At 44.5% G+C, this 13,194-nt stretch carries 13 protein-coding genes; 1 reads left to right on the forward strand and 12 read right to left on the reverse strand.

Features of this window, described 5'->3' with window-relative positions:
* Window positions 1-59 precede the first annotated feature (59 nt).
* The 12 genes from RCZ04_RS04425 to RCZ04_RS04480 form a co-directional block, all read right to left on the reverse strand.
* Window positions 60-974, reverse strand: coding sequence for a ribonuclease Z (locus tag RCZ04_RS04425; protein WP_460484744.1), 915 nt, complete (start codon window positions 972-974; stop codon window positions 60-62).
* The gene (locus RCZ04_RS04430; protein WP_460484745.1) at window positions 965-1,282 is read right to left on the reverse strand and encodes a hypothetical protein; all 318 of its coding nucleotides are present in this window, start codon (window positions 1,280-1,282) and stop codon (window positions 965-967) included. The genes RCZ04_RS04425 and RCZ04_RS04430 overlap by 10 nt, the downstream gene beginning before the upstream one ends.
* Before the next feature lie 201 nt (window positions 1,283-1,483).
* Window positions 1,484-2,755, reverse strand: coding sequence for a serine--tRNA ligase (gene serS, locus RCZ04_RS04435; RefSeq protein ID WP_460484746.1), 1,272 nt, complete (start codon window positions 2,753-2,755; stop codon window positions 1,484-1,486).
* 24 nt (window positions 2,756-2,779) lie between these two features.
* A complete protein-coding gene (locus tag RCZ04_RS04440) occupies window positions 2,780-3,133 on the reverse strand; it encodes a hypothetical protein (protein ID WP_460484747.1) in 354 nt (117 codons plus the stop codon).
* 115 nt (window positions 3,134-3,248) lie between these two features.
* Window positions 3,249-3,512: a SemiSWEET family transporter gene (locus tag RCZ04_RS04445; protein ID WP_460484748.1), complete on the reverse strand. Its 264-nt coding sequence runs from the start codon at window positions 3,510-3,512 to the stop codon at window positions 3,249-3,251.
* 84 nt (window positions 3,513-3,596) lie between these two features.
* Window positions 3,597-4,034 (reverse strand): RrF2 family transcriptional regulator, encoded by a 438-nt coding sequence (locus RCZ04_RS04450; RefSeq protein ID WP_460484749.1) that lies wholly within the window; start codon window positions 4,032-4,034, stop codon window positions 3,597-3,599.
* 16 nt (window positions 4,035-4,050) lie between these two features.
* Window positions 4,051-5,196: an acyl-CoA dehydrogenase family protein gene (locus tag RCZ04_RS04455; RefSeq protein WP_460484750.1), complete on the reverse strand. Its 1,146-nt coding sequence runs from the start codon at window positions 5,194-5,196 to the stop codon at window positions 4,051-4,053.
* Window positions 5,197-5,654: 458 nt separating this feature from the next.
* Complete coding sequence (locus RCZ04_RS04460; protein ID WP_460484751.1) at window positions 5,655-6,494, reverse strand: ComEA family DNA-binding protein; 840 nt, start codon at window positions 6,492-6,494, stop codon at window positions 5,655-5,657.
* Window positions 6,495-6,609: 115 nt separating this feature from the next.
* Window positions 6,610-7,926, reverse strand: coding sequence for a Na+/H+ antiporter NhaA (gene nhaA / locus RCZ04_RS04465; protein WP_460484752.1), 1,317 nt, complete (start codon window positions 7,924-7,926; stop codon window positions 6,610-6,612).
* Window positions 7,927-8,071: 145 nt separating this feature from the next.
* A complete protein-coding gene (gene rlmB / locus RCZ04_RS04470; protein WP_460484753.1) occupies window positions 8,072-8,809 on the reverse strand; it encodes a TrmH family RNA methyltransferase in 738 nt (245 codons plus the stop codon).
* Window positions 8,810-8,952: 143 nt separating this feature from the next.
* Window positions 8,953-9,807: a DUF6268 family outer membrane beta-barrel protein gene (locus RCZ04_RS04475; RefSeq protein ID WP_460484754.1), complete on the reverse strand. Its 855-nt coding sequence runs from the start codon at window positions 9,805-9,807 to the stop codon at window positions 8,953-8,955.
* Window positions 9,808-9,894: 87 nt separating this feature from the next.
* Window positions 9,895-10,926: an Acg family FMN-binding oxidoreductase gene (locus tag RCZ04_RS04480; RefSeq protein ID WP_460484755.1), complete on the reverse strand. Its 1,032-nt coding sequence runs from the start codon at window positions 10,924-10,926 to the stop codon at window positions 9,895-9,897.
* Window positions 10,927-11,843: 917 nt separating this feature from the next.
* Between RCZ04_RS04480 and RCZ04_RS04485 the strand changes: the two genes are divergently transcribed.
* Window positions 11,844-13,103, forward strand: coding sequence for a putative DNA modification/repair radical SAM protein (locus RCZ04_RS04485; protein ID WP_460484756.1), 1,260 nt, complete (start codon window positions 11,844-11,846; stop codon window positions 13,101-13,103).
* The last annotated feature ends 91 nt before the right edge of the window (window positions 13,104-13,194 follow it).

The following is a 13,194-nucleotide window of genomic DNA, read 5'->3' on the forward strand; positions in this document are numbered from 1 at the left end:
GAGGAAATATTGAGGACTTTCCAAAAGAATGGGGGTGTAGTGAGGGTTTCTTTTGTTTGTTAATTATCGAAGACGAATTTTTTGCCGTCTTCGCCTAAAAAAACGTTCTGAAAGACTTCTTGTGCTTCCTCTTTAAAGAGGTTTACATCTGGATAGCGAGAGGAGTAATGTCCTAAAATAAGGGCATCGGCGTGGGCATTTTTGGCGACGAGTGCGGCTTGATAGGCGGTGGAATGCATTGTTTTAGCAGCAAGTTCTTCGTTGATTTTTAGGAAGGTAGATTCGTGATATATCACACGAGTGCCCTGTATTTCGGTTGCTAAGTTTTCTAAATAAAGGGTATCGCTACAATAAGCGTAACTTTGGGGGCGATGAGGATCGAAGGTGAGAGAGGCATTGGCAATAGTTTTGCCGTTTTCTAAGGTTATATCTTTACCGTTTTTGATGTTTTGATAGTCGCACGTTTGTATTTCGGGGTACTCAGCAATAGCGTCGATATTTAGGCGACGTTCACCTTCTTTTTCTTGAAATAAGAAGCCATTGGTATAGACGCGGTGTTGGAGGGGAATGGTGCGCACGAGCACTTTATCATCTTCGTAAAGCAATTCAGAAGTTTTAGCAGATAGCTCGTGAAAATACAAAGGGAAGGGTGTATAAGCACCTCCTAATTTGAGAATAAGTAAGACGGCTTCTTTGATGCCTTTAGGTCCGTAGATATGCATTTCGGCTTCACGACCGAGGAGCTGGAATGTAGAGATAAGCCCGAAGAGACCGTAGAAATGGTCGCCGTGAAGGTGAGAAATGAATATGTGTTTGATGCGGGAGAACTTAGCGTTGGCGTTGCGGAGGGCGATTTGGGTAGCCTCACCACAATCGATAAGGAAAAGGTGACCGCGCATTTCGAGCAGTTGAGCTGAGGGGCGGGCATTGGAGCGAGGAGTGGCACTATGACAGCCTAAGATAGTTACTTCCATAAGTCGCGTTCTATTTCGTCGAGTTCAATAAGGTCATACGCCTCTTGGAGGGTGGGGGCGATGTGCAGAGTGAGTTCAAGACCTTCGAGAGCGAGTTCACGGTTTACTACCACCAGCGATTTTTGGTGTTGCTGGCTGTGCTGTTCAGCTAAAGCGACAAGAGGTTTAAGGTCTTTTTTTAACCAGTGTTCTTCCTCAGAGAGGGTAATTACAATGTGCTGTGTTTTAAAGAGTTCATTATTAGTAAAGCTGGCTATCCACGAGGGCAATTCTGCTTTAGAAAGGGCGATTACAGTAGTTTCATTCATTTGGTAAAGAATATTTGCGCAAAGTTATGAATAATATTTAAAATACAAAATTATCTTTTCAAATAAATATCAAAGGGCGGAAGGAATTAGGTCGTAGCACTACAAGCTAAAAAAAACTTTGCCAAAAGCGCGAGCTGCACGGGCAAGAACTTTTGGCAAAGTGTGTAATGTTATTATTGTAAATAAACTGTATAACTTACATTAATTAATGATATCAAATCCAGTGTATTTTCTGAGGACTTCGGGTACTACGATACCTTCAGGCGTTTGGTAGTTTTCCAAGATACCCGCGAGCACGCGTGGTAAGGCGAGGGAGCTACCGTTGAGGGTGTGTGCCAAGCGATTTTTACCTTCAGCGTCCTTGAAACGCAATTTGAGTCGGTTAGCTTGGAAGGTCTCAAAGTTGGACACGGAGCTTATCTCTAACCACTTTTCTTGAGCGGTGGAATATACCTCGAAGTCGTAAGTAATGGCAGAGGTAAAGCCTAAATCGCCACCACAAAGGCGCAAGATATGGTAAGGGAGTTTCAATTCGTTGAGAATACCCTTTACGTGTTCTATCATTGCTTCGAGCGCTTTATAAGAGCGGTCGGGGTGTTCAATGCGTACAATCTCCACTTTATCGAACTGGTGCAAGCGATTGAGCCCACGCACGTGAGCGCCATAGCTACCCGCTTCGCGACGGAAGCAAGGGGTATAGGCAGTACAGCAGATAGGCAAATCACTTTCGCTCAGCAAGACATCGCGGAAAATATTCGTTACAGGCACCTCAGCTGTAGGAATCAAATAGAGATTGTCTACCCCGATGTGGTACATCTGTCCCTCTTTATCAGGCAACTGACCCGTACCGTAACCTGAGGCTTCATTTACTACGTGAGGCACTTGGTACTCGTTGTAGCCTGCTTCGGTGTTCTTGTCGAGGAAATAGGTAATAAGTGCGCGTTGCAATTTAGCTCCTTTACCTTTGTAGACAGGAAAACCTGCGCCGGTGAGCTTTACGCCCAACTCAAAATCGATGAGGTCGTACTTCTTGGCGAGTTCCCAGTGAGGGAGGGCGTCCTTGCCGAGATTAGGAATTTCACCCGCTTCAAATACCACTACATTATCGGCTTCGGAAGTACCTTCGGGCACCAATTCATTAGGGATATTAGGCACGCGGTAGAGCAAGCCATTGAGCTCCTCGACCGCTGTGTTGAGGGTATCAGTGAGGGTTTTAATATCTTCTTTGAGCTGTGCAGTCTCAGCTTTCAGCGCATTAGCTTTGTCGGTTTCACCTGCTTTAAAGAGGTTACCGATTTCCTTAGAAAGGTTGTTAGATTTTGCCAGTGTTTCGTCCAACGCCAATTGGGTGTTACGGCGTTTTTCGTCTAAGGCGATAATGTCGTCGATGAGGTGCAACTCTTTGAAATTGCGTTTCTTCAGACCCGCAAGTACGCGGTCTTTTTCTTCTCTAATAGTGTTTAGTTGTAACATATTTCTTCAATTAACAATTGACAATTAATAATTATCAGTAAATTCGTGAGTAACGTCGTCCCATTGGTCATAGCGATAAGGAGTGTTATTATAGAAAGCTTCAAAAGGGGTGTATGCCTCGGCAGCGGTATTGACGTAAGTACGGTAATGGCTAAAGCTATCAGGACTGTGGTACACGCGGGCTTCTACTTGATAGGGGCTCTCTTCGTCGAGTTCGGGCTCAGCCATAATGGTTTGCACATAGTCGCTGGTATCGCCGTCCTCGCTGTACACTACAAACACGTGAGAGCTATAAGGCAATTCCTCAATCAGAGTTTTGATTTCTGAGAGGTTTAAAACAATGGGTTGCTGGTATTCTTCAGTTACTATTCTTTTCATTGTATGTTAGGGTTTTTAGGCCACAGGCATTAGGTCTTAGATTAGACTTTGACAAAGGCCGTAGCACGGCAGGCGTTAAGGACTTTGACAAAGTGTGTGACGCAAAATTGACAAATTACAGTGCTGTTGCAAAGGCGATGAGCCCAAAGAGGATGCCTGGAGCATTAGCAAGAGCTACGGGGATATCGCGTTTGGGATTTTTCAGCAGTCCGTAGGTAACCCATAGGGCGCAGTTGATAGCAGCTACCAAAGGCTGGATAGGATTGCCTGGTTTGCCGTTAAGATTATCGTGAATTTGTGGAATGTAGGACACGTACATTCCGATGGCGGTAGCAGTGGCTACCCAACTTAAGATAGTAAAGAATTTTCCGTTTTCCATTTTATTTAGGGTTTAGGCCACAGGTAATAGGCCATAGGCATTGGATGATGAGACGTATTAGACTTTGACAAAGTGTGTGACAAATTACTCTGTGGGAGATAAGAACGCTTTTTTTTCTGCTATTTTTTGAGCAAAAGAGGCGATAGAGTTCTCGGAGAGTTCGTGCATAAAGTTGTCTCTAAAAGGTTGTACGGAATTGTGCAAGGGGCAGGGTTTTTCGGAGGAGCACTCCTTGAATCCCATTGCGCAAGCAATGAACTTATCGGCTTCGCCTATGTTCTCAACAACCGTCATTAGAGGGGCTTCTTTTTCTTCATCGGAGAGCCAAAAGCCACCCCCAGGACCTTTGTTAGAGCTTATCACCTTTTTGCGCGCTAAAGTCTGTAATATTTTTGCCAAAAAAGGCGTGGGAATATGCAAAGCCTCTGCCACGTCCTTTGGGGCTAATCTCTTACTCGCCGACGAGTATACGGCGAGGTATATTACTGCATTAATGGCATACTTGCTGGAATTGGATAACATATTCGTTTCTTTTTTATTATGAGTTCTTATCTATTTGTCGGCTGATGACTAACTTCTGTATTTCAGTAGTGCCTTCGCCTATGGTACAGAGTTTAGAGTCGCGGAAGAATTTTTCTACAGGGAAATCCTTCGTATAGCCATAACCACCGTGAATTTGAATGGCTTCGGTAGCTACCCGCACGCACACTTCGGAGGCGTACATCTTTGCCATTGCTCCTGAAAGGGTTACACGCTGACGGTTGTTCTTCTGGAAAGCGGCTTTGTGTAGCAAAAGTTCAGAGGCTTCAATTTCGGTAGCCATATCGGCAAGTTTGAAGCCAACAGCTTGCAGGTCGATGAGGCGTTTGCCAAACTGCTCGCGCTCTTTGGCATATTTGAGCGAGGCTTCATAAGCGCCTTTGGCAATGCCCAAAGAGAGTGCCCCTATAGAAATACGCCCGCCGTCTAATATCTTCATCGCTTGGATAAAGCCCTCACCTACTTCGCCGAGGCGGTTCGCATCGGGGATACGGCAGTCTTGGAAAATCATCTCGGCGGTTTCGCTGGCGCGCATCCCGAGTTTGTTTTCCTTCTTACCTGCGCTAAAACCTTCTGTACCGCGTTCTACAGCAAAGGCTGTGATTCCGTGCTTGTCGCCTTTGGCACCGGTACGTGCAATCACTACTGCTATGTCGCCACTCTTGCCGTGAGTAATGAAGTTTTTAGTGCCATTAAGTATCCAGTCATCACCGTCATTGACCGCTGTGGTAGCCATACCGCCCGAATCAGAACCGGTATTGTGTTCGGTGATGCCCCAAGCGCCTATCCACTCGCCGGAAGCTAATTTAGGCAACCAGCGCTGTTTTTGTTCTTCATTGCCAAAAGCAAGGATATGATTGGTACAAAGAGAGTTATGAGCAGCTATAGAGAGCCCTATAGAAGGGTCGACTTTTGAGATTTCTTCGACAATGGCGATGTAATCGTGATAATCGAGACCTGAACCGCCATAGATTTCGGGTACTAAAATACCCATAAAGCCGAGTTCGCCTGCTTTGCGGAATACCTCAACAGGGAATTCCTGACTTTCGTCCCATTCCATTACGTATGGACGGATATATTTTTCGGCGAACTCTTTGGCGGCATCGGCTACCATTTGTTGTGTTTCAGAACAGTTAAAATTCATTCGTTATATGCTTATTTCTAATACTAAGGGGCAAAGGTACGAAATAATTACGAATTACGAATTACCAAATATGTTTTTTTTAATAAAGAGGGGAGAAGAAGGGTATTAATTGTTAGAAAAGTACTATTTAATAAAAATGGTATGCAGTGATGATAACGCTCAATTAGAAATGCTATATTTTACTATAAAGCGGAAGATTTTTCAATATAAAATAAGTAAAAAGCTTTTTGATTGTTTATGCTATAAAATAGGCTAAATAGCTATAAAACAGATAAGTAATATTTCTATCTTTTTTAAAGATTAAGAGTACTTCAAGCGAAGGAAGAGCGAAGGAAAGACGAACCTAAGACGAAGGAAGGGTGGTAGTTAGTTGAATTTCAGTTGGAAGGAAGAGGTAGTTTACTTATTGAGAAAAAAGTGTTAAAGGAGAATGATCTTCTTTTTAATTATCTTGAAGACTACTGTTCGATATAGAGATACAGCTGTAATCGTGCGATGCGTTCTTTGTCAAACCCCTCGATTTGCAAAAGGTCGTCAAAAGATTTGAAATTGCCGAGCTCAGAGCGCAAACCTACTATCTTCTTGCCTTCTCCGTATTTCACATAAGGAATTTTGCTGAGTTCGTACATATTGAGAGTATTGATATCCTTTTTCTCTATCACGGGTGTTGTTTGTACCTCAAAGCGTTCGGCTACACGTTCGTACACTTCTTTGTCGAGTCCGTAGACCTCAGCTACTTGTTCCATATAAGTAAAGCCGTGCAATTTGTTGCGGTACTTCAAGATACGGTTGGAAAATCCCTCGCCTATGCCGTAGATTTTCATCAGTGCATCGGCAGTAGCAGTGTTGATATCTTGCTTGGGATAGTGTTTTGAGGGGTATTTTTCATAAGAAGAGGCAAATGTTTTGCGGTTTTTCACCCAGTCGGGGAATTTGAAAGAGGGGGCGATTTTGTGCAGCACACTATCGCTGATGCCCGTTACTTCTTGAAACTCTTCCGCTGAATTGACATATCTATCTTGCGCGCGGAAAGCCTGCAAGCGGTCGTATTGCTCAGTCGTGAGTCCGATTTTGTAAGCCTTGTAATCGCTGAGAAAATTAGGGTTGAAGGGGTAAATAGTATCTTTATTAGCGCGAAGGGTGAGCTCCCTGAGTGAATCCATTTCGCGCTCGGCAACCGAGGTGTCTACAGGAGCGAAAGTGCTGGGGAACTCACAATTGCGAAAGGCGAATTGCAGGGCGATGATCAGAACGAGAAAAGCGATAATTCCTCGGGTTTGACGTTGGGTAAAAGGCATAGTTAATAAGAGTTTAGTATATTATTATTGGAAACCTCCCCCTAACCCCCTCAAAGAGGGGGAATTGTAGCGACGCAAATGCGACTTTTGGGACAACCTCAAGTGTGCGATTCAATTAGTCATTAGTTTTAGAACTTCGGCTTAGGACGATATATCCCAGAATACCGCCAAGGATAGAGGCTGCAAAAATTCCTATTTTGGCTTGGTTGATGTACAGCGGTTCTTCAAAAGCCAACGTGGTTACAAATAGCGACATCGTAAAACCTATAGTAGCGAGTAAGCTCACGCCTAAAAGGTTGCGGGTATTCATTCCTTCGGGGAAAGTAGCTATTTTACTCTTGATAAGCAAATACGATCCTCCGAAAATCCCGAGGACTTTCCCTAAGAACAAACCGAGTGCTACCCCCCACATCACATTGGTGCTGAGCAGTTCGCTCATATTTACCGAGAGTGACACCCCTGCGTTGGCCAAAGCAAAGATAGGCACTACAAAGAAAGTTACAAAAGGTTGCAAAGCGTGTTCTAAGCGTTGCAAAGGCGGTACTGAGGAACGCGCATCGGCACTGATTTTCTCAATAAGGTGCAACTGCTCTTCGCTGAGCGTAGGCAACCCATTCGGGTCGATTTGCTTAAATTCTTCGAGATTCTTTTTCGTTTTGGCGATAAAATCCTTCTCTACCATTGCCACATTGGCAGGAATCATAAAGGCTACTAAAACGGCGGCTATCGTTGCGTGAATACCTGATAACAAAAAGGCAATCCATATCACGATGCCAAACAACCCGTAGAAAAACACCGACCGTATACCGATGCGCTTGCCCACGTACAAGAAGGCGAGCAATGCCAAGCCTATACCTAAATTTACAAAGGAAATATCGGAAGTGTAGAAGAACGCAATCACGAGCACAGCTCCTAAATCGTCTACAATAGCCAAAGCAGTGAGAAACACTTTGACAGAGAGCGGAATGCGATCGCCGAGGAAGTACAACACGCCCAATGAGAACGCTATATCAGTAGCCATTGGGATACCCCAACCGGCAGTGGTTTCGGAATGGAAGTTCAGCGCTACGTAAATCACCGCGGGCACGACCATACCGCCAATAGCAGCGACTATGGGCAAGAGCGACTTACGCAAATCGGACAGTTCGCCCGCTACGATTTCTTTTTTGAGTTCCAAACCTACTACGAAGAAGAAAATCGCCATCAAGCCGTCGTTAATCCAGTGGTGGAGTTCGAGGTTTAGGTAAGTTTCACCGTTAATAGCAAAGCCAAAATGGTGGTGCAAGAAGCCAAAATAGTATTTGGACAGCGGGGAATTGGCGAGCACCAAGGCGATGATCACCGTAATAAACAAGACAATACCGCCCGAGCGGGTTTTCTTGGCAAATTCGTAAATAGGGGAAGTGATTTTATTGATTAAAGGTTCTTTCATTTTAATGATTGTTGAAAGTCTCGCACGGATCTCACGGATTGCACGGATTTTTGAGACTGATATATTTTTAGTTAATTTGATTCACGGATTAAAGCAACAAGTTGCTTGGATTTCACAGAACGATGTTACTTAATTGCCCGTCGTGCTACGACCGTTGTTTTAGCACTTCGTATAGGAAAACGCCGCAGGCCACAGAGACGTTTAGCGAACTGATATCGCCTACCATTGGCAATTTGGCTTTGCTATCTACAATTTTCAAGACGGCGGGCGATACTCCCACATCTTCGGCACCCATCACAATGGCGGTGGGCAGGGTAAAATCTTCGGCGTATAGCAATTGGTTCGTTTTCTCGGTGGCTGCCACCACCCTGATGCCACTGCCTTGGAGGTAATACACGGCATCTACGAGGTTTTCCACCTTGCAGATAGGCACCCGAAACACGGCACCAGCCGAGGTTTTGACCGTATCGGCGGTGATGCTCACACTGCCGCGCTTAGGAATGATAATCCCCGAAACGCCCGTACACTCAGCGGTACGGATGATTGCCCCAAAATTGCGCACATCCGAGAGGTGGTCTAAGATGAGGAAGAGAGGCGTCCGTCCGCTTTCGGTAACCGAGATGACCAAATCCTCAAAATTGTGGAAATCTACAGGAGAGAGGTTGGCTACCACGCCTTGGTGGTTTTTCTTGGTTAGGCGGTTGAGTTTTTCGATAGGCACGTACTGCACAGGCACTTGCGCTGCGTTGAGCAGAGGCATTAACTCGCGGAAGAGGTCGCCGCGCAAGCCTTTTTGCAAAAATACTTTATCGATAGTTTTGCCCGCTTTGAGGGCTTCAATAAGGGCACGAAGGCCGTATATTTGGGATTCTTGTGATTGCATATCGTAGCACGATGGGCGTTTGTTTTTATAATTCAGGGGACAAAGTTAGTATATAATGCGCAAATGCGCAAATTTAGAGATAAGTAAATTAGAGGCATTACAAAATAGAAGTTATAAAAAGGATATTATTTACATTAGCACTCTTAACGACTAAACACTACACTCATAGAAAAGTAAAAACTATGTTTTGCTTCGGTGTTTTTACCTAAATTATCGGTAAAGAAACTATTAAATTGCCGTTCTTTATAAGTGCCTGTGCGAGCAAGGTCTATCCCTATGGTGAAGGGAAAGCGGAGGTTTTTGCCTATACTGAACTCAGGTTGTAGTGCTATAATGCTGTGTTGGGTAAAAAAGACAGTTTTTTGCTCGTTTCTTCTTAAAAAAGAGGCGTAAATACTAAAATCAGCGAGGGCATTGAGGGTAAAATACTCATTAAAGCGATAGCCTACTGAGGCACTACCGCCTTCTAAGAAATTGCCTTTAGCCCACGCGTTCCACGTGTCGCTTTTGTACTCAGCAAAAGCACTGGGGAAAGCCATTGGGTAACCCAAAAGCGTACTCACTGCCACCCCTGCACCTATCTGTAAACGTTCACTGCCGTGCCATATAGCTAACAATGCACCACTACCCAGCACATTCTCTTTCCATACTATAGCCGAAAGCCGATTAGCAGGCGTATAAGCTCCTATGCCCATTGCCATTAGTAACGACCAACGGGTGTGCAACGGGCGCAAATGCACTAAATGTGCACTGAGGTTCATTGTTTCATAAGGCGTTGCAGGGCTATGTTCACGTGCTTTTACAAAACAAGCATCGGTGCTGATAGCCCATACTTTCATACGTTGATAGGGGTCATCATCATACTTTTGCAGTGCAATAGGTAACTGCACTGAGAGGCGCTGCCGAGAGAGTTTGCCTTTGGCAAAATATTCGGATTTAAGGGTTACTTGCGCAAAGGAGTTAAGAGTGATAAGGAATAAAAGGATTGTATGTTTCATTGAGATATTTGATTATTAGAATGATAGACTTTGTCAAAGTCCTAAGACTTTGACAAAGTGTGTTTGGCTGTGTGTTGGCTAATTTTCTCATTTTTTAAATTTGCTAACTTCTTTGATGTCTTTTCTTTTGGAATAGGCTACGGGTTTGGCATAGCCGATGCGCAAAATGATTTGTGGATAAGCGCCTTCAATAGGCAAACTCTTTTGTAGTTGTGCTCTGAGTTCAGGTACTTCACACGGTTGATTGAGATAGGCATTGGCGATGCCTGCTTCGGTGAGGGTGAGCAAAAAGCGTTGTAATAGGCGACCTGTGTTTATCCAAGTGGGGATGTTGTCTTTCTCGGAAGTGATGAGCACCATATCTGAAGAGGATTCTATCTTCTTCAAATCGGTTTTGTTTTGTTTATCGGCTTTGAGAGAGCCTTTTACAATGGGTTCGGTTACCCAACGAGGAAGATTGGGTGCGCCAAGTACAGCGTAACTGAGTCCGTCGTGGGTACTTTCAGAATGTTTTTTGTTAAAGCGTATCCAAGAGAGGAGTTCGTTTTTGAAAGCTGGGTCAGCCATTTGCACAGCGTTGCCTTGCATTACATACTCGGTGAGTTCAGCGAAGAGGGGAGAACCTTTTTGGAAAGTATAGATATTTCCTGATAGTCCTTCAGTACTCTTATTAACTAAGCTCTTGAGCAATTCGGCATCAATGGTTTTACCGTCGTAGGCTGAGCGGTTGGTTTGGCGTTTAGGAATGACGGCTGCTAAGGAATTGGGCGTTACATCTTCTCGTTTTTGCAGAAGCACGGTAATGACGCCTTCGCTGGTGAGTTGTACCTGGGTGCGATAGTGCAATTCGGTGGCTTTTAGGCAGAGGTTTTCCAGAGCACATCCTAAGCTCATAAAGAGTTCGCGGTGTTTACCGTCTACGGCAGGTAGCGACTTGGTGAAATCGGGCGTAATAACAATGTGGTTGCTCTCAACGGTGAAGAACCAAGGTTGAGAGTTGTGACCTGAAGGGGCTTGTGTAGCCGCTGTAATGAGCGCTACAAAATCAGGATTTTGACTGTTGGATTTTAGGGTTGCCAACGTCATAAGAAGTGTGATACTAAACATTTTTAAGTTCATTTTTAAGTTGTTTTTGTTTTACGGGGCAAAGTAACGGCGGAAAAGTGGGGGAAAAATGAACTTGGGTTAAGAAATTAATTAACAAATGAGGTGCGAGGTCGTAGCACGACAGGCAGGCACAGGCAATAATGGGGAGATTGGTTGGAGGAGTTTTGAGAGAGGGAGGACAAAAAGTTTGAAGGAGATAACCTCCCCCTAACCCCCTCCAAAGGGGGAATTGGCGACGGGAAAGAGATGTATTGGAGTTGTCGGAAAGAAACGGAGGGATTCGGAAGGAATTTTTCAGGTAAAAGATAAAAGGTAAAAGGTAAAATGGGTATGGTTAGCTTATACAAAGCTTATAGGATGCTTATACGAATCTTGGACGATTGTTATACAAAGGGTGTATAAGTAATTGATNNACAAAGCTTATAGGATGCTTATACGAATCTTGGACGATTGTTATACAAAGGGTGTATAAGTAATTGATTCATACTGTAATATAATAATGCCAATAATGCCGAAAATAGGGTTTCGAGACGAAAGAAAAGAAAGGGGCAATAGGACTTAGGGGGAGATGCGACGAGGAACGAGGGACGAGGGACGAAAAAGGTGAGATAACATCCCCCTAGCCCCCCTCAAGGGGGGAACTGTAGGGACGAATGACGAGAGACGAGGGACGAAGAAACCCTCCCCCTATTCACATACTCTGCTCTCGCAGACTACCTTGGAGAGGGGGAACTGTAGGGACGAAAGGGGGAATTAGTGACGAGAAAGGTTTTTTAAAACTGTTGAAGATTAGTGTTGCACTATATCAGGATAAAAGGTGTGGCAAATTTTGTATTTGTGATTTATTTATTATCTTTGCACAAAGATAAAGGAAAGAGCTTTTGGAATGGATTAAAAGATATTCCTAAAAAGACTATAAAATAAGTAAAATGGATTTTGAACGTATCAAAGAAAAGTTGGCTATCCTTGCTGATGCTGCTAAGTATGACGTGTCTTGCTCGAGCAGTGGGAGCGCTCGTAAGGCGGTGAAAGGAGAATTGGGCAACGCAGCGAACTTTGGTATCTGCCACTCGTTTACTGAGGACGGCAGGTGTATTTCTTTGCTCAAAATCTTGCTTACGAACCACTGTATTTACGATTGTGTGTATTGTGTGTCGCGACGCAGTAATGATATACAGCGTGCTGCCTTTAGTGTGCAGGAGGTGGTAGACCTCACTATTAACTTTTACAGGAGAAATTACATTGAGGGGCTGTTTTTGAGTTCGGGAGTGTTCAAAGACCCTAATACTACGATGGAGCGATTGGTGCGCGTGGCTAAGAAATTGCGCTTAGAAGAGCGTTTCAACGGTTATATTCACTTGAAAACCATACCTGGTGCAAGTGAAGAACTGATTCACGAGGCGGGGCTTTATGCCGACCGTTTGTCCATCAATCTTGAAATTCCGACGAAAGAAGGGTTGAAACTGCTTGCTCCTGAGAAAGACCACCAGCAGATGATTACCCCGATGCAACAGGTGAAAAACGAGTTGGCGGTTACGGCTTTAGAGAAAAAGAAGTTTAAGCATACGCCTAAGTTTGCGCCTGCCGGGCAGACCACCCAGATGATTATAGGGGCGACTGATGAAACAGACCAGAAGATTATAAAGGTGGCGAGCTATATGTATGACAAGTTTGAGATGAAGCGGGTGTATTATTCGGGTTATGTGCCGGTGTTGCAGGACAGTAGGCTACCCTCTATTCACAGCCAAGTGCCTATAGTGAGAGAAAACCGCCTCTACCAAGCCGATTGGTTGATGCGTTACTATGGCTTTGCTCCTGATGAGATATTAGATGCTCGTCAGCCGTTTCTCGATTTAGAGATAGACCCTAAATTGGCGTGGGCATTACGACACCCACATCTTTTCCCGGTAGATGTGAACACGGCTCCACGTGAAATGCTTTTGCGCATTCCTGGGGTGGGAGTGCGGTCGGTACAGAAGATACTCACGGCGCGTACTTTTCAGAAGCTGACGTATTACTCGCTCAAGCAGATAGGGGTGACGCTCAGCAGGGCGAAATACTTTATCACTTGTAGCGGGGCTATGCCGTTGGCAGGCAGTATGGAGCCCGCCAAACTTCGCCATTTGCTTATCGCCAATAGCCACAACAAGCATAAGGAGCTTTTCGGTGGGCAGTTGTCGTTGTTTTGATTAGTAATGCAAACTAAAGGTTGAATTGACTTGTTGATAATAAATCGCCGTTGTTATTCACTTACTTTGCTATCGCGGATAGCCCTATAAG

The organism is Capnocytophaga sp. HP1101, from assembly GCF_054772415.1.